We start from the raw sequence: 20,579 nt of genomic DNA, 5'->3' as shown, positions 1-20,579 counted from the left end.
TATCAATCGCTCTTGGGTAATACTGTTGTCAGTCGAGAAGCGATCCGTTCTGGGATTTTTCGCTCAACGGCATGAACAGCCTGTTCTATTGCTGCTGTAAACGCGCTTTCATTTGCGCCACCATGGCTCTTAATGACGATACCGCGTAATCCTAACAGAGAAGCACCGTTATACTGGTCGGGGTTCATGTGTCCAAAACGCTTAATTAGCCGTTTTTGTAACCACTTCTTCAATATTTTCATCCACCACGACGTTTTTTTATTTTCGGTAGTAGAAGATTTAATCAATGAAAGGAAAACTCGAATAACTCCTTCCATCGTTTTAAGGGAGACATTACCTGCGAAGCCGTCACACACCAATACATCTGTTTTGCCTGTCAGTAATTCATTACCTTCAACATAACCAATATAATTGATATTAGGTGTCGACTTTAATACTGTAGCGGCTTCGCGGATATTATCTAATCCTTTGCTCTCTTCTTCACCAATATTCAAAAGTGCTACTTTAGGTGAACTAATCCCTGCAATTTCTTCGGCCATTACTGCGCCCATCACGGCAAATTGTACTAACAGTTGACTATCACAGTTAACGTTAGCACCTAAATCAAGAACGACAGTCTTACCTTTTTTCTGGTTGGGTAATATTGAAACCAGTGCAGGACGTTCAATTCCATCAATAGCATTAAGTCGCAGTTTTGCTAATCCCATTAATACACCAGTATTACCTGCACTTACACATGCTTGTGCTTCACCAGTTTTCACGAGATCAAGTGCCACTCGCATTGATGTGCCTTTACTGGCTCTAATACCATGTGAAGGTTTAGCATCATTGGCGACAATATGTTCTGCGGGTATAACGTGTAAACGGGAGATTAGCTCGGCATTTTGATCTGCAAGCAGAGGAGAGATAGCGTCTGGTTGACCTACCAGCAATATTTTTAAATGAGGATTAGATGCCAGCGCCCGCAAACAAGCAGGCACTGTGATGCGAGGACCGAAGTCCCCGCCCATCGCATCTAACGCTATGGTTAGATTTGTCAAGGTATCAACGAGCTATAAAGCTAATTACTTGTTGATAACCTTGCGACCACGGTAGTAACCGTCAGCAGTTACATGGTGACGCAGGTGAGTTTCACCAGAAGTTTTGTCAACTGAAACTTGAGTTACTGTCAGCGCGTCATGAGAACGACGCATACCGCGTTTAGAACGAGTTGGTTTGTTTTGTTGTACGGCCATTGACCTTACTCCTTAGTACTTTTCTTTAAACTGGCTAATACGGCAAATGGATTTGGTTTCTCTGATAATTCCTCAGGGAGTTCACCAAACACCATATCCGCGTCGGACACTTCACAGTGTTCAAAATCATGTACCGGAACTACCGGCAAGTTGAGGATTATTTCATCTTCAATCATTGCCAGCAAATCTATTTCACCAAATTCGTTTACATCGACTGGTTCATATTCTTCCGGTAATGCCTCGGCCCGTTCATCACTGACAACAGGGCTAAAACAATATGTTGCGTGAACATGATAAGGAAAATGGCCACCACAACGTTGACATTCTAAAGTGACATCCACATCGGAATGTCCTTTAATCACGGCAAGACGTTGATGGTCAATATCAAATGATAAAGCCACATCAATATTACTGTCCACACTGACCACCGATTCAGCTAAGCGGCTTACTTGCTCTGGAGAATAATGACCATCATAGTCTAAATTCTTTTGAGCTGCTCGCAGCGCATCAATGGTCAGGGGTAATTTTACCTTTTGCATAAGGCGCGCATATTATCTTTGTAATGGAATATAGTCAAAGAAAAAGGCGGGTTATCTACACCTTTCCACCAAAATTCGCTTTATCAGCGGCGCATAGTTTAGAATGTCAGGCATCATTTTGCTACGGATTTTAAAAAAAATATGTTGCCACTCGTTCTTGCGTCTACTTCACCCTTTCGAGCTCAGTTGCTGAAAAAGCTTGGAATGCCCTTTATACAGGCATCTCCCGATATTGACGAAACCCCGAAGCCCACTGAATGTGCTCAAGATCTTGTCACTCGCTTATCCTATGAAAAAGCGAGCGCTTTACAAGCAAAATTTCCACATCACCTTATTATTGGCTCTGATCAAGTTTGTGTATTAAATAAAAAAATCACGGGCAAGCCCCATAATTTTGATAATGCTTTCGCACAATTAAAGCAAGCTTCAGGACAATGTGTGTCGTTTTATACCGGATTAGCAGTATACAATAGTTTAACTTTAGAACATCAAACACATTGTGAATTATTTCAAGTATACTTTCGCCATTTAACTGATGATGAAATTACCCATTATTTAAATAAAGAAATGCCGTTCAATTGTGCGGGAAGTTTTAAGTCTGAAGGGTTAGGTATTACTCTTTTTGATAAATTGAAAGGCGATGATCCAAATTCTTTAATTGGTTTACCACTTATCCGATTGAATAAAATGTTACTCTCGCAAAGAATAAACCCATTATTTTTCTCTGATGATCAAAAATAACCCCGATCATCTTATTTTTAATCTTATGTAGCGATAAAGCGTATTATGAATAAACTAACATCCGTCTTAATAGCGTTAGTGATGGCAACAGCATTAGCAGGTTGTTCTGATGAGAAAGACTCAGAAATAGCCCAAACGACTAATACGGCCAATACTGTCCAAGACAGTGTAATTTCAAATAAAAAAGATGACAGCACATCTTCATTCAAAAAGAATTTTGTCAGTAGTTGCATATTAGGATCAGGTATTACTGATGATGCGCTCATTCCTCAAATTACAGAAGTGTGCGGATGCACCTACGACAGCATCATTAAAAATTATGGTATTACCGAATTTATTCGTGTTGATATGGAAATGCGCAAAAATGGTTCAAAATCACTGCCTAAAGAGTGGGATATTGATAACATCGTTGAGCAATGTATGACAAAGGTTGAAGGTTAATGACGTTTTTAAATTAACTGTCTTACATAATGTTAAGCAAAAAATACGCCCAGCTAACTGGGCGCATTGAGTGTTCGGATTTTCTGTCGAAATAAGAATATTTAGACCTAAGATTTTTGACTACGTAACACCTGCAAACAATGGCGTAATGTATTATCCATTGGCGCTTCAATTCGCATCTGTTCACCCGTTGAAGGATGAGTGAATGTCAAAGAGCTTGCATGTAAAAATAAACGATTAAGCTTTGTTCCAACCAATTGCGCATCAAAATCACGATCACCATAACGATCATCAAAAGCAATAGGATGACCTGCATGTAATGTATGTACACGGATTTGGTGTGTTCTTCCGGTAACAGGGCTTGCTTTCACCAGAGTGGCAATCTCAAAACGCTCTTCTACTTTAAAACGGGTCTCTGAAGGCTTACCCTCATTGTTCACTTTTACTACGCGCTCACCACTTTGAAGAATGTTTTTCAATAACGGAGCTTGTACCACTTTAGTGTGTGATTGCCACTGACCACGAACTAGCGCCAAATAATCTTTTTGCATCTGTTTTAAACGTAATTGCTCATGTAGCGCACGTAGTGCTGAACGTTTTTTTGCAATTAACAACACACCAGAAGTATCTCTATCAAGGCGATGAACAAGCTCTAAAAAGCGAGCTTCTGGACGTAATGCACGCAAACCTTCAATAACACCAAAGCTTAAACCACTGCCACCATGCACTGCTGTACCAGATGGTTTATTAATCAGCATTAAATGTTCGTCTTCATATAAAATACAATTAGCTAAGGCAGAAACTTTGTCTAATTTTGGTGATACAGTAATTTCTTCTTTTTCTGCTACTCTCACCGGCGGAATGCGAATACTGTCACCTGCATTTAATTTATATTCAGGTTTAATTCGCCCTTTATTGACTCGAACTTCCCCTTTACGGATAATTCGGTAAATCATACTCTTTGGTACACCTTTTAAGCGTGCCAGTAGAAAATTATCGATACGCTGACCTGCTTCATCGCCATCAATGGTGACGAACTGAACTTGATTAAATGATTTCATAGTGGCGATTCTTTGGCTCTCTTAAAATAAAAATAACAAACAACTTTGTGGTGCACAAAATAACATCAATTCTGTCGTCTATTTTAACCTGAATAATGGGAAAAAGACGAAACATTAGCTAATCTCTCATATTTATACAGAAAAAGTCACCAAAGCAGAAAAGTCACCTTGCTATAACCCTAACACCAATGGAATAATGCAGACTCTCCTGATTATGTTTATCAGGTATATTTATGAAAATTTTGTTTGTTTGATTTTCAAAATGCAGCAATGGCGTAAGACATAGTCGAAAATCAAACAATTTAGTATGCCACAAATACATCGCTTATTGAGTTGAAACATTGTGTTCAATTAAAGAGTGCTGAATTTTTGAACTAAAAATCAGACTCACCGAGATATTGCACCTCTATACAATCGACAACCGTGAGGTTGACGCATTTGTAAAAGACACGAGGTCATCGGTTATCAATAGTGTAATTACGTATGTTAGTGGCACATTATAAAACGTGAAAATAACGAGTAAGTCACAATATGAAAAGAATGTTAATTAACGCGACTCAGCAGGAAGAGTTGCGTGTTGCCCTTGTGGATGGGCAACGCTTGTACGATCTGGATATCGAAAGCCCCGGTCATGAACAGAAAAAAGCGAATATCTATAAAGGTAAAATCACTCGAATTGAACCCAGCCTAGAAGCTGCTTTTGTTGATTATGGTGCGGAACGCCACGGTTTCCTTCCTATTAAAGAAATAGCCCGCGAATACTTTCCTAGCAATTATCACTCCCATGGTCGTCCTAACATCAAAGATGTCTTGAAAGAAGGCCAGGAAGTTATTGTTCAAGTTGATAAAGAAGAGCGTGGTAATAAAGGTGCTGCATTAACCACTTTTATCAGCCTTGCAGGAAGCTATTTGGTATTAATGCCAAATAATCCTCGTGCAGGTGGTATTTCTCGCCGTATCGAAGGTGAAGACCGTACAGAACTCAAAGAAGCCTTATCAAGTCTTGAAATTCCAGATGGCATGGGTCTGATTGTACGTACTGCTGGTGTCGGTAAATCGGCTGAAGCACTACAACAAGATTTAAGCTATCGTCTAAGACATTGGGATGCCATTAAAAAAGCAGCAGAGAATCGCTCTGCTCCTTTCTTAATCCATCAGGAAAGTAACGTAATCGTTCGCGCATTCCGCGACTATTTACGTCCTGATATTGGTGAAATCTTAATTGATAATGCAAAAGTCGTTGAAATGGCTCGTAGTCATATCGAAGCGATTGGTCGTGGTGATTTTGCCAGCAAAATTCGTCATTATACTGGCGCAGTTCCATTATTTAGCCATTATCAAATTGAATCACAAATTGAATCAGCTTTTCAGCGTGAAGTTCGCCTACCTTCTGGTGGTGCATTAGTTATTGATACTACTGAAGCATTAACAGCGATTGATATTAACTCCTCTCGTTCAACGCGTGGCGGTGATATCGAAGAAACGGCATTCAATACTAACTTAGAAGCTGCTGACGAAATTGCACGTCAATTACGTTTACGCGACCTCGGTGGTTTAATTGTTATCGACTTTATCGATATGACGCCAGTGCGCCATCAACGTGAAGTTGAGAATAGAATGCGCGAGGCTGTACGCCAAGATCGTGCTCGTATTCAAATTGGACGCATCTCTCGCTTCGGCTTATTAGAGATGTCTCGTCAACGCTTAAGTCCTTCATTGGGTGAATCAAGCCATCACGTTTGTCCTCGTTGCTTAGGTACTGGTACTATTCGTGATAACGAATCATTATCACTTTCTGTGTTACGTCTAATTGAAGAAGAAGCGCTGAAAGAGAATACCCATGAAGTACATGCAATTGTTCCTGTTCAAATTGCCTCTTATTTGCTTAACGAAAAACGTAAAGCTGTAACAGATATTGAACTGCGTCAATCTAATGTTAAAGTGGTTATTGTTCCTAATGACCAAATGCAAACCCCTCATTTCTCTGTTATCCGTGTGCGTAAGGGCGAAGAAATTACATCTCTGAGCTACAACTTAGCGCAATTCCATGAAAGTCAGTTAAATGAAGCTGAAGACGATGTTGTCACAGAGCGCAAAGTGCCTGAACAACCTGCTATTTCAGCCTTTGGATTGCAAGAAGAAGACACTCCAGAAACGACAACGAAAAGTAAAAAAGCACCTCAACCTCAAGCTAAGCCAGTTAAATCAGAGCAAGCCCAAGGTACTGGCTTCTTTGCCTCAGTTGCAAAATTCTTCTCTAACTTATTTGGTAGCGAGCCAGAGCCTGCGGTAACACAAGAAAAACCACAGGAAACCAAGAAAGAGAATACGGATAATCGTCGTGAACGTCGTAATAACAACAATCGACGTAACAACAATAATCGCCGTGACCGTGATAACGATCGTAATCGTGATAACACGAATAGCGAAGAAAACCGCAAAAATCGTAATCAAAAACCACAAACAGCTCCAACAACTGAAGTGAGTAGTGAGCAAGAGATTGCAGAACGCGAAGCGCGTCGCCAACAACGTCGTGAACAACGCGCAGAGCAACGCCGTCGTCAAGAAGAGAAACGTCAGCAGCAACAAGAAGCCGCGAAAGCACAAGCTGCACTTAGCGAAAATGATGCGACTGAAAAAGACAGTGCAGATGAGAAGAAAGAAGAACCTCGTCGCCCTGCTATGCAACGTCGTAATCGTCGCCAATTAACACAATCTATACGTGTAACAGACAACAACGATACAACGTTAGCCATTGCTCCTGTTGCTCCTGTTGCTCCTGTTGCAACAACAGAAAAGGCAATTTCAGAACCTCCGGTTGCTATCGCACCAGCTAAAGTTGCTCCAACGGAAAAAGCAGCACCTAAAGCCGATGCTGTTACAAAAGTTGAAACAAATGAAGCTCAACCAGTAAAAGCCTTATCTGATGTAGCACCAAAAGCACAAGATGATAATAAAAATGAAGACAACAACGGGCAAGAGAATGTCATGCCTCGTCGTTCTCGTCGTTCACCTCGTCATTTACGTGTAAGTGGTCAACGTCGCCGTCGCTATCGTGATGAACGTACATTAACAGTATCACCAATGCCACTTACAATGGCGGTTGCATCACCTGAGCTTGCTTCTGGTAAAGTATTTATTCGTTATCCTGTAACGCCAATCAGTGATGCGCCATTTATCGAGAATAATGTTGAAAACAACAAGAGTAATGTTGAAAAGAACATCATTACTCATGCAGATCCTCAAATGGTTGCTATCACACCGGCGGTTTCAGAAGCCATTGTTGCAAAAGTGGAACAAGCGGATACCACAGAATCAACCTACACTGTGACTGTTAGCTCTGCATCATCCACTGAAGCTGTTGCTGAAATTATTGCAGTAGAGCCACAATTAGCACCTGTAGAAGTAAATAACATTGAAAACCAAGTTGAAGAAAGTGTTGTCAACAACGTTATTGATGATGTGAATACCGAAGAACATGTTACTCGTAAAGAAAATATTTCTGCGGTATTAAACACAACCGAGGCTTATATGCATGAAGCTTCACAACAAGCAGAAACAGATGCAGTGACTGAAAACGTTACACAAGAAGTCATTGCACCAGTAGAACGCGAAGTGACTGAAGCATCTACTCCTGAGCCTCAAGCTGTTGCTACTTTAGTTACAACCGAAGAAACAGCTGGACAACACAATGAAAGTGATGCCGAAGCTATCGTTGAAACGATTATTGAAAGTCAGCCTGAAGAGAATGAGAGCACAACGGCTACAACACCTGCAGTAGAAGCAGAGCCAGTACCAGTAAAAGAAAGCAAACCTACAGCTGTGATTATTTGTCAAGAGCCAGTAGTACGCCAACTTCATGCAAGCGCACCAATGACAAAAGCGCCAGCATCTGATGAACCTACTGTCGCGATTGAAATCAAAGCATGGGAAACTCGCCCTGCTTTTGATAAAAAAGGCCGTACTGGTGCAGGTGGACATTGTTCAACTAACCAAGCTTCATCAGTAATGACTAAAGCTGAAAGTCAAAACTAATAATAAGACGTTATTAAGAATATCTTGATAATACCTTTAAATTGAGAACCCACTTTTTAGTGGGTTCTTTTTTTGTGGGTAGCTATTAGCAATTTAACTTAATGTACTTAAGCCCCAAGTAAGATAAAAAAAGCCCCTGAATATTCAATTCAGAGGCCTTCAATTTCTTATGCTTAGTAAAGCAATTAGTCTTTTAGATCAGGAGGATTTTTAATTTCCCCCATCGCCTTTAATTGCTTAGATAATTCACGGCGCTCTTTAGACAGATCGGCATTTTTAATAATGTAATCATCAACTCGATCGTCATAGTCGCTACGCATATTAGCAATAATACCCAGTACATCTTCAATCGACATACCCGGTTTAATGTATTCACTTAAGTTGTCTAACAAAAGAACACGTTTTTGGTTATCACGGATCTTTTTCTCATTGTCAGTGATCTCACGACGGATTTTGTTTTTACGACGATACATACGCACAAACTCCAGTACGTTTTGGAAAGACGGCTTGTTTGCGTTATCCATTTCCTACACCTTTACAATTGATATTTAAGATAAATAGTTCTGTTTAAGATTATCGCTTAATCGTGTCAATAAACAAGCAAAGTTTACAAATTTAATTGATTTTGCTTGATTAACAATTAATTAAGATGATATGCATTAATAAATATAGTCAACACTCTTTAACCCGTAAATGTTCACTTAATTAATGAAAAAAATGGCTACACATTTTTACTGGTAGCCAAAATCGACACTACAAAGGATAATTTAATGCGCGATTAAATAGGTTGTGCTTTATTTTGATCTTCATGTTGTAAGCCATCAAGGGGTAGTAACGCTTTCGCATCTGAACGTAAAAATACAGCGGAGAGAAGTGTTGTTCCTATCACAATGCATCCCATCACCATATAGGTTGGAGCAAAACCATAATGATCATAACCATAACCGGCTAATGGAGATAATAATGTAGCGACAATAGAACTCACACATTGGAAACCCACTAAATAAAGTGTTGAAGATAAACGTTTGTCAAAATGTTGGCTGTTATATTTAAAAATTGAAATTAATAAAATTGGTAACTCAACAGCATGTAATAACTTCATACAAGAGATCAAGACAGGCCCTTCGACTAATCCTGAGCCAATAATACGTGTAGCCATAACACTGCTTGCCAGTAATAAGCCATTTTTAGCACCAATTCTATTTACAAGGAAAGGTGCAATAAACATACCACCAGCTTCTAAGAATACCTGCAATGAATTCAGATATCCGTACATTTCATTACCTTGCTGTAAAGTAGCAAATTGCGATGAGAAAAAGACTGGAAATTGTTGGTCATAAACACCATATACACAGGTTCCAATCACAAATAAGATAAGCGCCCAAAAACGAGGTAATGAAAGTAAATTAAGTGCATCTTTTACAGTAATGCTGGATGTCTTTCCATGCTCTAATTGGTTAAATGCGTCTGATTTACCTGTTTTTAATAAAGCTAAAAGAATTAAGAACACGACACCAGAAACAGATGCCATCACAAAATTATAATTAGGGTCGATATTAATATTGTGCCCAGCTATAAATGTTGCTGATGCCCAACCTAACGATCCCCACATTCTCGCCCTACCATATTCAAAACCACGGATACGACTCACACGTTCTGTATATGACTCTAATACGCCAATACCTGCATTAAAGGTCATACCCACATATAAGCCCCCTAAAATGGAGCCAATAAAAATATTCCAACGTAATATTGAAGCAAAACCAAGAAAAAATGGCCCAGAAAGAATAAGTAATATTGCAATCACTAATAACAGATTTTTTCTTAACCCTAATTTATCCTGAATAAAGCCATATAAAGGTTGCGCACATAATGCAATAAGAGAAATTGCAGAGAATATCAATCCGGTATCAGTCGCCTTTAATCCAACATACTGGTTTAGCCAAATAGAAACTAATGAAAATGATGAAGACCAGGTAAAAAAGAAGAAAAATAACAGCGCACTTAAAATCGCATAGTATTTTTTTGAGTCTTTGTTCATTGGTTAAGCGCCTTATAAAGTCATTCCACCCCTAAATGTTAACGTTAACTTTTAAGCTAACAAACATTATTCTTACTGTAATGTGATGTTAAGCACATAAGTTAACGTTAACAATTTGAGTTATGTGCGCTAGATCTACATTTATTTTTTATTGCTGTTAATACCGCTTATATTGCTAATGTGCTTAATCCTAAAGCAATTATGCTATCTTTTGCGATTATTTCCAGTAATGCTGGTACAACGCCAACACTAGATAATCATCTTACTTTATCTTCTATTCATATTTTAATAATGAATCTCTGGCTGATTGCTTGCTGGTGGTTTTATTTTATTGTCATCACAAAAGATCAATATTAGCAGAGGTTCGCTTCTATTCATTCTCACTGCCCCCTATATTGAACGCTGCATAAGCGCGCTTTGATCTGACATTTCACGTTTACCGTATTATGGTTTACCATGGTCTTAATTAAACCCAATACAACTCATTGAGTAATGATTTAAAAAATCATTAATAAATTTACGGTAGGAAACCTTGTCTAATTCAGCGAAAACGCCCACATTTTACGTCCATGACTACGAAACCTTTGGTACACACCCAGCGCTAGATCGTCCGGCTCAATTTGCTGGTATAAGAACTGATATGGATTTCAATATTATTGAAGATCCTCTCGTTATTTATTGCAAACCTAATGATGATTATCTGCCTCATCCAGAAGCTGTGATGATCACAGGAATAACACCACAAATTGCAGCAAAAAATGGGTTAATTGAAGCTGAATTTACCCGTCAAATTCATCAAGCTTTTAGTCAACCTAATAGCTGTATTATGGGTTATAACAACCTTCGATTTGATGATGAAGTAACCCGCAATATCCTTTATCGTAATTTTTATGATCCTTATGCCTATAGTTGGCAAAAAGGAAATTCTCGGTGGGATTTGCTCGATGTTTTACGAGCCTGTTATGCACTACGTCCAGATGGTATTGTTTGGCCTGAAAATGAAGACGGTTTCCCAAGCTTTCGTCTAGAGCTATTAACCAAAGCCAATGGCATATCTCATGAGAATGCGCATGATGCAATGTCTGATGTTTATGCCACCATTGCAATGGCAAAAAAATTAAAACAAGCTCAACCGCGTATGTTTGATTATTTCTTTAATTTACGCGATAAACGTAAAGTTCAGGCGTTAATTGATATTCCCACCATGACACCGATTGTACATGTTTCAGGTATGTTTGGTGCTGCTCGTTCTAATTTAAGTCTTGTGGCGCCTTTGGCATGGCATCCAGATAATCGTAATGCGGTTATTGTGTGCGATTTATCTGCGGATATATCCCCGCTATTAACCTTAACATCAGGCCAATTACGTGAACGTTTATATACGCCACGCAGTGAATTGGCAGTTGATGAACCACCTGTTCCAATTAAATTGCTGCATATTAATAAATGCCCTATTGTGGCACCACAAAATACATTAAGACCTCAAGATGCAGATAGAATTGGTTTAGATGTTGATACTTGTTTAAACAATCAAGCCATTTTATTTTCGCATCCTGAAATACGCAATAAAGTCGTAGAACTCTTCGCTCAACAAACTCCTTTTGTTGTCTCTGATGATGTTGATTCTCAAATTTATAATGGCTTTTTCAGTGAAAATGATCGTAGTGCGATGGAAATTATTCGCTCAACACAACCACAGAATTTACCTGCTTTAGATTTAACATTTGAAGATGCGAGAATGGAACCGCTATTTTTCCGTTATCGTGCGAGAAATTATCCTTCTACCCTCAATTATGATGAGCAACAACGTTGGTTAGCACATAGAAAAGAGAGGTTAACGCCAGAAAAGCTGACTGAATATATCAATACGCTCCAGCTTTTAGCAGAAGAACATAGTGATAACGAAGATAAGCTAAAACAACTACAAGAGCTTTATCTATATGCTCAAGATATTGCGAGTTAGACAATAAGACAAAAGGCAGGTTTTATCCTGCCTTTCTTTTTAACTTAATAAACACGATATAAAGTGATTATTTTTTAGTTTCAATACTTTCAGTTTTGATCTCAGCGTGAACCTGCCCACATCCACACTCTTCTCCCCAGTATTTTAATTTCGAGGTTTTACCTATACCTGGGTTCATACTGTTGGTTGGATCATTATGTTTATAGAACGCTTTTAATTGAGGCTTGGCATAATACATATGGCCTACATTATGCTCTGCAGGATATTCCGCCCCACGGTTATCTAATAACGCTAACATTTCTGCTTTTAGCGCCTTCGCATCAACACCTTTTTTAATAATGTAGTCCTGATGCATAACGTGACACATAAAATGACCACAATAGAGTTTATAAAGTAATTTACTCTCTATTTCTGGCGGTAATTTTTCAAACCAATCTTTGTCATTACGACGCAATGCAATATCTAATGGCAATACATCTTCAACGTCATTCACATGCACAGCATGATAACGAACAGCAGCACCAGCGGCGGCAAAACGGTGCAAGAATGCTTTATTACCTTCCTCTTCAGTACATTCGAAATAATCACCTGAAGCTTGTTTAAAGTATTCTTTTAAATAGGTTGATGCTTCTTCAATGCCCTCATCAGCCATTCTTAGCATTAAATGATGTTCATATTTATCGCGGAAGTCTGTCATACGTTCAGGTAAATGAGCTGGCCATAATTTGCTCATAAACTGCATAGTTCTATCAACCATGTTTTTAGGTAAAAAAGGAACTTTATTTAATACCGCATCTACTCGCCCTTTCACAGCAAATAAAGTTGGCATTTTATCTGTGCCCAATTTATCAATCACTAAAAATGTATCTTTTCCATACACTTCAGCCATTTTATAGTAGCTTCTATGCATATATTCTCCTGCAACAGGAAGCTTTTTAAAATGACTTAAAATATGGCGACGAATATCTTCAAGCTCATCAGGATTATTAGTGCCAATATAAAAGACTTGAGTACGATGATCCGCTGGGAAAGTATCTAATCGCACAGCAAATACAGATAATTTACCCGCACTCCCCGCGGCCTCATATAAACGACGTTCATCATTGTTAAACCGAGAAGGCGTATTGGCATCTACATCACGCACACGTTCATGATATTCATGATCGGATGCTAATTTTTCTGTCGCTTGTATTTGTTTCTCGTGGTAATGACGATTATCTAAATTCGTTAAAATCTCTTCTGGGGTTTCGCCTAAATCAATTCCTAAGTGGTTAACTAATTCAGCTTCGCCCTTTTCATTGACACGAGCATACAGCGATAATTCTGTATAAGCAGGACCTCGACGAACTAAAGCCCCGCCGGAGTTATTACAGATCCCACCAATAACAGAAGCGCCAATACAAGACGAGCCAATAACAGAATGAGGTTCACGCCCTAATGGCTTTAATACTTTTTCTAAATGCCACAGCGTACTACCAGGAAAGGCAATAACTTGATTATGCTCTGAGAGAACCTGTATTTTATCTTGACGTAATGTACTAATAATTACGATATCTCTATCATAATCATCACCATTAGGTGTCGAACCTTCGGTTAATCCCGTATTCGCCGCTTGCATAATAATGATTTTATCAGCTTCAACACAGGTTTTAAAAACACGCCATTGTTCTAATAAATTGGCAGGAAATACAACTGCTAATGCCTTACCTTGTCCTGAACGAAAGCCTTTACGATAACGTTCTGTTTTATGTGCTTGTGTTAATACCTGTTTTTTACCAACAATACTTTCAAGTTTACGAATAAAATGTTGATTTACAGAGCTATTACTCTCATTCATTTTCCCTATCCTATTCCTGTCTTGTCTGATTAATTTGTATTTTGCTCGCTTTTATTATTACTCATAAGGCTACGTGCAAAATATAAACTTATCATTTATATAACTGCTTTTATACTGCTATCCACATTTCCAAAAAAAATAATATATTTTATATTCAGCCATTTTTGTTATTTAAAAATATTTTTGACATTTATTTCTTAAATAGAATATAGATAAGCCTCAATTTACTATTTTATTCTATTATTAGCTTTTCTCTTGCTAGCCGATCCCATGCTCGGCAACTTCGACTTTTATAACTATTTTTATTATTCGCTAATGCCAATTGATATGACAATGTAGGTTCAACAACAGGAAGTACCACTAAATCATCAATGGGATTTTTATTACACATACTCCCAGGCAGTAGCGTTACACCTACACCCGCTTTTACCATCGCTATAATTAAATCTAAATGATTACTACGTCCCGCAACAATAGGCTTTGTATTATAAATACCGCAGGCACTATAAACTAAATCATTAATGCGAAAATCTTCAGAGAAAAAAATAAATGGTTCATTAATCAACTCTTTAAAATGTACTTCTTTTTTGATGGCTAAAGGATGTGATGGAGATACTAATAGCATCAAGCTTTCTTCTGAAAAAGGTGTTAATTCAAATATGTCATTATTAAAAGGTAATACTACGGCCGCTGTTTCTACTTTTCCCTCTATCATCGCTTCTGCCATTTGTTTAGTTCCTAATTCAAATATTTTTAGTTCAACCTGAGGGTGTAGAGAACTAAATGCCATAATAATATCGGCAAAATACGTCGAAGCTATTACCGGAGGTAATCCCACATTTAATGTCCCTGTCAATGGTCCTGACTTATCCTGTATAGCTTTATTCATACTATTAAATTGTGCGAGTATTTTTTTTGCATGTTCAAAAAGTATCGCACCATCATCCGTTAACCTTACGCCATCGACTTCTCTTACTAATAAAATAACACCTAATTCATTTTCTAATTTTTTAATGCTACGACTAATTGCAGGCTGAGTAATAAATAGAGCATCAGCAGCTCGGCTAAAGCCATTTAATTGAATGACTTCAACAAAATAACGTAATGTACGAATATCCATTAGTAACATTTACCTTATTACATTTAGTTATACCATCAATAATAATAAACCATTTCATATTGATTTATATCCGCGGTAAAACATTAAGCATAATATAAATGAATAATTCCATTTTTACAGATTATTATTCGGATATTCTGGAGATAATATGAACAAGACTGTTGTTGAATATATGCTAAACCGATTATATGACTTAGGTATAAGTGATGTTTTTGGTGTTGCTGGCGATTACGCTTTTCCTATAGAAGACACGATTTGTAATAGCAATCATCTGCGTTGGATTGGTAATTGCAACGAATTAAATGCAGCTTACGCTGCTGATGGTTATGCTCGAATTAAAGGTATGGCAGCGTTATCGACAACATTTGGTGTTGGCGAATTAAGTGCGATTAATGCTATTGCAGGCTCTTATGCAGAAAACCTACCGATTTTTCATTTAGTTGGTATGCCAGCAAGTGGTGTACAAAAAAGCAAACGTCTCGTTCATCATACCTTAGGTAATGGTGATTTTGATATTTTCTATCAATTAGCCCAACGTCTTGCTTGTGCTCATGCAATATTAACGCCTGAAAATTGTATTGCTGAAATGGAGCGTTTAATTGCGACAGCATTAAAAGAGCGTCGTCCTGTTTATATTGGTTTACCATCTGATTATGCTGTGATGCCAGTGATAGAAAACGCATCTGTTACCACACCAAAAAAACAAATAAGTGATAAAGAAATACTAGAAAAAGTGGTATCACTGATTATTGATAAGCTTACACAAAGCAATAATATCTGCGTATTACCCGGTATTTTATCCGCGCGTTTAGGGTTATCAGATAATGTCCAAGCTTTTATTGATAAAACAGGTTTACCTTATGCCACTATGTTTATGGATAAAAGCATATTAAGTGAATCTAATACTCAATATGTTGGGATGTATGATGGACAATTAATGACGCCTGATGTCAGAGAGTTTGTCGAAAATAGTGAATATGTATTAGGGGTCGGAGCAATGATGACCGACTTTAATACAGGAAGTTTCACAGCTAATATTAAACCAGAACAATTTATCAGCATCATGCCAGAATATGTTGAAATTGATTCGGTTATCTATTCTTCTGTTTATATGGAAGATATTCTCTCTGAACTAACCAAACGACTACCAAATAAAAGGTATCATCAGATAAAAGCTAAGGGATTAGAAGACGCTATTTTATCTGATAACGGTGAAATTACGGCTCAATACCTCTACCCCCGATTAGAGAAATTCTTTAAACCTAACGATATTATTATTGCTGAAACAGGTACATCATCGATGGGATTAGGCTTTGCACTGTTGCCAGAAGGTGCTCAGTTCCATAACCAAACATTATGGGGTTCTATTGGTTGGGCAACACCCGCATCATTTGGTGCTGCACTTGCCGCGCCTAACAAACGAGTTATTTTAATTACAGGTGAAGGCTCACATCAATTAACCGTACAAGAAATAAGTCAATTTGTTCGTTTTGGGTTAAAACCGATTATTCTTGTTTTAAATAACGATGGTTATTTAATTGAACGATTATTATGTGATTATCCTGAAGCTTATTATAACGATCTTGCTCAATGGAATTATCATCAATTACCTAAAGCTTTTGGTGCAAGAGATTGGCATTGTGAGAAAGTCACAACGATAGATGAGTTGAATAAAGCGCTTGAAGTAGCCGAATCAACAGAAAATGCCTCTTACATCGAAATAGTAACAGAGCGATATGAAGCTTCTGAATTAGCACAAAAGTTAAAAGAGTCTAAAAGTTCACTTTATTCTTTTTAAGTTATAGTATGATTTAAATAATAAAGCCTAGCCAATATTTATTTAACTTAGGCTAGGTTTTTGATAGCGTTCTTTAAGTCTTGCCAGAGATTGTTTTACAGAGGCCTTATCATCTGGATATTTATCAATATAACTATTTGATATAACTTGCATTAATTCAATAAATTTCTCAGGAGAAAGCGTTAGACTTTCATAATCACCAAGAAAAAAAGTAACTTCATTAAATTCTGTTGGATCATCAATATCTTGATCTAATACATATCCTAACCCTTCAAACACAAAACAGCCTATTCCTCTAGATGCATCATAAATAAACTGCCGAAAATTCATTTTTTGCTCTCTATACATCACTTCCAACAAGCAATATAAATCACTACCACCATTATCTAAAAGATATTGCTCTATTCTTTTCAGCCAAACAAAATCAACTGTCACTTTGTATTCCTTAATAACTAATAATACCGTATTGCTTATTTCATTTTTTAATTTCATACTTATTTACTGAAATTATTTTAAGTAATACTTTCTCAAGTCATATCCCGTAAAAGTTGTAACTATAAATTTTTTTGCTTATTTTATCCACATAACACTGGATGGTAAATAGCTTGTAAATATTTTTTTATTTTCGGATACGAGGTGAATTTTTATTTTCAAATGATATTCACCGTGTACTTATGAATTTCATATCTAAATATTTTAATAATTTAAAATTATTAAAATAAAATAAAATCATCAACTAAGCGATGTTATGTAATTAATACAATTAAAAATAGTAATCCTCATATTCCCATGAGAAATAACGAGAAAGTTTTTCTGCTACTTCTAACCATGTGTTGCCATCACATTTGGAAATATAGTTTTCAATAATTTTTTTTATTTCATTAATATTATATTCTCGTGTAATAAGCGTATGCCTAAATATCCGAGGTTCCCACACATTCTTCAAAATCCATTTAGGAGAACAAACAAATAGATCAAAATTATCAGCACCATTACTATCTTCTGTGCCTATACGCAGTAATAAATTCAAAGAAAAACACTCTTCATCATCAGGATAATAACTATCTACATCATAAAAATCATTAAATAGTCCTTTTAATATTGCTTTCAAACCAATTCCTCATTGTATTATATCTAAATATTTATTATCGACACAGACTCTACTCTAGAGAGAATATTTTCATTTATATCTTATAAAAATCAAGATATTAATTTTTACAATACATCCTTGGGAAATACTCATCAATTTTTTCGTTATCCAATACTCTATCGAGAGTAAAATCTACTGTATCAGAAACGGCTATTCCATAACGTAATTCTTCAGGAAAGTCATAGATTGAAGCGTATATCGTTGGTACTAAGTACCTAAAATAATCACCCATTTTAGTTTTTCCAGTAAAACCAACAGGATAATCTTCCCCTTCCACATTCCCTTCTATACCGTGATATATAAAAAAGCCTTTTCTAGATGGCATATTAATTTCATTAAGTTCTCCACTCAGATGCCTATTTACCCAATATTCAATATCTTCTCTATGTTTGAAATTTCGATATACAAGAGATGAGTATAAATCAAGAATAGTTTTTCCATTTTTATTTTCAGGATATGTAGTGTATTTTTCTGATTCTTCCCACTTAAATTCATTAAGTTCATCTAATAAATTTTCAAAGTTATTAATTGATAAAAGAGAGTTAGGTAACCAGCCCCAACAATTATTAACCATTACAGCTATCTTTCCATTTTTATCCATTGCAAACCAAGTATAAATAGTACCAAAACCAGGTTCCCAGTTTTCATTTAAAACACTCACTATTCCTTTCCTTTAGCCAAGTAACACTGCAGTTGTCGCAAGTGGGGTCTTTCTGAGCATTAAGCTCCGCAATCTTGAGCGGCATTCCAAGAGTCGACTGGGATTTATCACAAAATTTAGATTGGATTTTCACCATTTAAAAGCACAATAATATTTTCCTCTCCTAACTCATTTTTGAGCATATTTGCTACTTCAGAAGTGTTCAATTCAGGGAAGAATTTATCATTCACTGATATCATAAAATATGACTTCGGTTCTTCAAGCCCAAATTCTTCCGCTATTAGTAGATCTGTTTCCTTTTTATATTTTTCGACTCGATCCTCAATAAAATTCAATTGTTCATGTACTAACACTTCATTAGCAGCATACATAAGATATGACTGCTCGAATAAATAACCATAATTTAATTACATCTAATTTAGGTTGTAATGACTCAACATCTAACTTGGTATAACATGTAATATCAATTGCCATCCCATCTCCTACTTGATTCTCGCTGGCTTACCAAATGGTAGAGATATTCACTATAACTCAGATGACTATCTTTTGGTTTCTTAGATCCTAAAAGGCCGAAAGAATAATATATAAATAATCATTTTGAAATTACTTTCTTCAGTGATTCTAAATATGAAGAAATAACAGCTGAAATTACATATAACAGACAAATATATTGCCAATTGAATAAGGACAAAGGAATTAATAACATAGAAATAGAGTTTTGTTCTGATGCGAAATACTTTCAGAAAAAATCCAATGAAATTTAAGTTAAATGATTTTTTAGAAATTCTAAATGAAGCTGTAAGTGACTTAAAAAATTCATGATTCAAGTGTGCTCCCAGCTTTAAACTGGGAGCAGTTCATAAGATAGGTTTTTTATTTAAATCAAAATAAGTTCGCCGTGTCGATCAAAAGGTGGAGCAACCGGATAATGACGAGTATAAACATTGATAACATGCTGTAAATAACTATTCAGATCCCAATTCGTGTTCTCTACACATTCATCATTTTCATTATAATTAAATATAAGGTCTGGATTATCTGAATCTGTTAGTAGAAAGAGATATTGTGTATAACTTTCTACTGAAATAAAAAATGGTTTTTGTTTTAACAAATCATGGCATTGGATCGATGCCAGCTCTTCTCTTGCACCAATTTGAAATAAAATATCACCTCTTATGGTTTCCTGACCTTGATAAAATACTAGTGGATCATCACCAAAAAGACCACCACTGCAGCGCCCCATACACCTTAAAAACTCATAGAATTGCCCTGTAATTCGAATATCATAAAGGCGTTCCATGCTGGAAATTTCTTCATCAGAATATCCTCTTATATAACTAATATCGATAGATAATTCCGGATAAACTGAGTGTAAATTCTCGATTAATTTTATATTCATAATATTATTAATTTACGTTAAACATTTAAAATAGTTCAAAGTTTAAAATTTTATTCTAAAAAATTATTTTAGTTTATTTTCTTTTATATATAGCATCCCAAAACCTATTCCCATAATTATTCCCACCCCAATACTAATTCTTAATGAGCGTTTAATTTCATTAAGCCCAATAGACATTGGAATATTAGAGTAAAAATAGAAAAATACGTCAATAGAAAGAAACATTAGGATACACAAAATAAACAATGCAATTATAAATATGATTGTCAATATAATCGAAAATAAAATATCCTTCATTAATCTTCCCCACTTTCATTTATTTTTTCTTGAATGAATAAACCATCAAGCTCAAATATAATATTTCCCTCAGCATTTCCCATTCCAGAAGAAATTTCACTTTCGGGTACTTCTTTCATAACATAAGGCTTTCCCTTAACTTCTGACTCTGAATATTTTCTCAACACTTCATTAAATTCAGGATTATTGCCTTTTGTTATTATTTTACCAACCCAATTAGTTACAGGTTTTACTATAAAATTACCTAATCCATACCCCATT

Annotated in this window: 19 protein-coding genes; 5 read left to right on the top strand and 14 right to left on the bottom strand. The window is 36.4% G+C overall.

Annotated elements, in window-relative coordinates; all coding sequences use genetic code 11:
- Nucleotides 1-2 precede the first annotated feature (2 nt).
- Genes plsX through yceD form a run of 3 tightly spaced genes read right to left on the bottom strand, consistent with a single transcriptional unit; the run spans nt 3 to nt 1,774 of the window.
- Entirely contained in the window at nt 3-1,040 is a 1,038-nt protein-coding gene (plsX, locus tag LW139_RS08310; protein WP_166540181.1) for a phosphate acyltransferase PlsX, read from the bottom strand.
- 24 nt (nt 1,041-1,064) lie between these two features.
- Nucleotides 1,065-1,235: a 50S ribosomal protein L32 gene (rpmF, locus tag LW139_RS08305; RefSeq protein ID WP_006537252.1), complete on the bottom strand. Its 171-nt coding sequence runs from the start codon at nt 1,233-1,235 to the stop codon at nt 1,065-1,067.
- Between the two features lie 5 nt (nt 1,236-1,240).
- A complete protein-coding gene (gene yceD, locus LW139_RS08300; RefSeq protein WP_036937758.1) occupies nt 1,241-1,774 on the bottom strand; it encodes a 23S rRNA accumulation protein YceD in 534 nt (177 codons plus the stop codon).
- A gap of 141 nt (nt 1,775-1,915) precedes the next feature.
- Here yceD and LW139_RS08295 point away from each other — a divergent pair, with 141 nt between their 5' ends.
- Both LW139_RS08295 and LW139_RS08290 read left to right on the top strand, forming a co-directional pair.
- Nucleotides 1,916-2,515 (top strand): Maf family protein, encoded by a 600-nt coding sequence (locus LW139_RS08295; RefSeq protein WP_166540182.1) that lies wholly within the window; start codon nt 1,916-1,918, stop codon nt 2,513-2,515.
- A 45-nt stretch (nt 2,516-2,560) separates the two neighbouring features.
- Complete coding sequence (locus tag LW139_RS08290; RefSeq protein WP_166540183.1) at nt 2,561-2,956, top strand: hypothetical protein; 396 nt, start codon at nt 2,561-2,563, stop codon at nt 2,954-2,956.
- A 107-nt stretch (nt 2,957-3,063) separates the two neighbouring features.
- Here the strand turns inward: LW139_RS08290 and rluC are convergent, their stop codons facing one another.
- Nucleotides 3,064-4,017 carry a 23S rRNA pseudouridine(955/2504/2580) synthase RluC gene (gene rluC, locus LW139_RS08285; RefSeq protein ID WP_166540184.1) on the bottom strand — a complete coding sequence of 318 codons (954 nt, stop codon included), beginning with the start codon at nt 4,015-4,017 and terminating at the stop codon, nt 3,064-3,066.
- 531 nt (nt 4,018-4,548) lie between these two features.
- Between rluC and rne the strand changes: the two genes are divergently transcribed.
- Complete coding sequence (rne, locus tag LW139_RS08280) at nt 4,549-8,052, top strand: ribonuclease E (protein ID WP_247851047.1); 3,504 nt, start codon at nt 4,549-4,551, stop codon at nt 8,050-8,052.
- A gap of 185 nt (nt 8,053-8,237) precedes the next feature.
- On the opposite strand, the gene tmaR is transcribed toward rne, so the two are convergent.
- Together tmaR and LW139_RS08270 are read right to left on the bottom strand one after the other, a co-directional pair.
- Entirely contained in the window at nt 8,238-8,576 is a 339-nt protein-coding gene (gene tmaR / locus LW139_RS08275; RefSeq protein ID WP_247851046.1) for a PTS system regulator TmaR, read from the bottom strand.
- A gap of 254 nt (nt 8,577-8,830) precedes the next feature.
- The gene (locus tag LW139_RS08270; RefSeq protein WP_166540186.1) at nt 8,831-10,093 is read right to left on the bottom strand and encodes an MFS transporter; all 1,263 of its coding nucleotides are present in this window, start codon (nt 10,091-10,093) and stop codon (nt 8,831-8,833) included.
- Between the two features lie 532 nt (nt 10,094-10,625).
- Between LW139_RS08270 and sbcB the strand changes: the two genes are divergently transcribed.
- Complete coding sequence (gene sbcB, locus LW139_RS08265) at nt 10,626-12,056, top strand: exodeoxyribonuclease I (RefSeq protein WP_247851045.1); 1,431 nt, start codon at nt 10,626-10,628, stop codon at nt 12,054-12,056.
- Between the two features lie 67 nt (nt 12,057-12,123).
- On the opposite strand, the gene dld is transcribed toward sbcB, so the two are convergent.
- Complete coding sequence (gene dld, locus LW139_RS08260; RefSeq protein ID WP_247851044.1) at nt 12,124-13,893, bottom strand: D-lactate dehydrogenase; 1,770 nt, start codon at nt 13,891-13,893, stop codon at nt 12,124-12,126.
- Nucleotides 13,894-14,125: 232 nt separating this feature from the next.
- Entirely contained in the window at nt 14,126-15,013 is an 888-nt protein-coding gene (locus tag LW139_RS08255; protein ID WP_109409393.1) for a LysR family transcriptional regulator, read from the bottom strand.
- Nucleotides 15,014-15,161: 148 nt separating this feature from the next.
- On the opposite strand from LW139_RS08255, the gene LW139_RS08250 reads away from it, so the two are divergent.
- On the top strand, nt 15,162-16,811 hold the full coding sequence (locus LW139_RS08250; RefSeq protein WP_247851043.1) for an alpha-keto acid decarboxylase family protein: 1,650 nt from the start codon (nt 15,162-15,164) through the stop codon (nt 16,809-16,811).
- A gap of 42 nt (nt 16,812-16,853) precedes the next feature.
- Here LW139_RS08250 and LW139_RS08245 read toward each other — a convergent pair whose 3' ends face one another.
- The 6 genes from LW139_RS08245 to LW139_RS08220 all read right to left on the bottom strand — a co-directional run bounded on the left by LW139_RS08245 (nt 16,854) and on the right by LW139_RS08220 (nt 20,578).
- Complete coding sequence (locus LW139_RS08245; RefSeq protein WP_247851042.1) at nt 16,854-17,303, bottom strand: hypothetical protein; 450 nt, start codon at nt 17,301-17,303, stop codon at nt 16,854-16,856.
- A gap of 271 nt (nt 17,304-17,574) precedes the next feature.
- Nucleotides 17,575-17,922: an immunity 8 family protein gene (locus tag LW139_RS08240; protein WP_247851041.1), complete on the bottom strand. Its 348-nt coding sequence runs from the start codon at nt 17,920-17,922 to the stop codon at nt 17,575-17,577.
- Nucleotides 17,923-18,019: 97 nt separating this feature from the next.
- Complete coding sequence (locus LW139_RS08235) at nt 18,020-18,622, bottom strand: hypothetical protein (protein WP_247851040.1); 603 nt, start codon at nt 18,620-18,622, stop codon at nt 18,020-18,022.
- A gap of 116 nt (nt 18,623-18,738) precedes the next feature.
- Nucleotides 18,739-18,993, bottom strand: coding sequence for a hypothetical protein (locus LW139_RS08230; protein ID WP_247851039.1), 255 nt, complete (start codon nt 18,991-18,993; stop codon nt 18,739-18,741).
- A gap of 506 nt (nt 18,994-19,499) precedes the next feature.
- Nucleotides 19,500-20,021: a hypothetical protein gene (locus tag LW139_RS08225; protein WP_247851038.1), complete on the bottom strand. Its 522-nt coding sequence runs from the start codon at nt 20,019-20,021 to the stop codon at nt 19,500-19,502.
- Nucleotides 20,022-20,317: 296 nt separating this feature from the next.
- Nucleotides 20,318-20,578: an adhesin gene (locus tag LW139_RS08220; protein WP_210813943.1), complete on the bottom strand. Its 261-nt coding sequence runs from the start codon at nt 20,576-20,578 to the stop codon at nt 20,318-20,320.
- Between the last annotated feature and the right edge of the window lies 1 nt (nt 20,579).

This window comes from Proteus vulgaris, from assembly GCF_023100685.1.
Taxonomy (GTDB): domain Bacteria; phylum Pseudomonadota; class Gammaproteobacteria; order Enterobacterales; family Enterobacteriaceae; genus Proteus.
The sequence above is the reverse complement of the archived record's forward strand: the minus strand, read 5'-3'. Positions and strand labels throughout refer to the sequence as shown.